This is a genomic window from Staphylococcus sp. HMSC068C09, assembly GCF_001813735.1.
Taxonomy (GTDB): domain Bacteria; phylum Bacillota; class Bacilli; order Staphylococcales; family Staphylococcaceae; genus Staphylococcus; species Staphylococcus hominis.
The window spans coordinates 1-216 of record NZ_KV813708.1 but is presented as its reverse complement, the minus strand read 5'-3'; the positions used below and the strand labels follow the sequence as shown (position 1 = coordinate 216).

Here is a 216-nt window from a genome sequence, read left to right as displayed (position 1 = left end):
CCCGTCCGCCGCTAACGTCAAAGGAGCAAGCTCCTCGTCTGTTCGCTCGACTTGCATGTATTAGGCACGCCGCCAGCGTTCATCCTGAGCCAGGATCAAACTCTCCATAAAAATTTATGATGTTTGATTAGCTCATAATACTAAATAGTGTTTGTAACATTTAAGTTACTTTATTGGAATTAACGTTGACATATTGTCATTCAGTTTTCAATGTTC

The 216-nt window shown here is 40.7% G+C and carries 1 rRNA gene; it reads right to left on the bottom strand.

Annotated features, from left to right (window positions below):
* A 16S ribosomal RNA gene (locus HMPREF2930_RS00010) occupies positions 1-111 on the bottom strand; the annotation flags it as partial.
* Between the last annotated feature and the right edge of the window lie 105 nt (positions 112-216).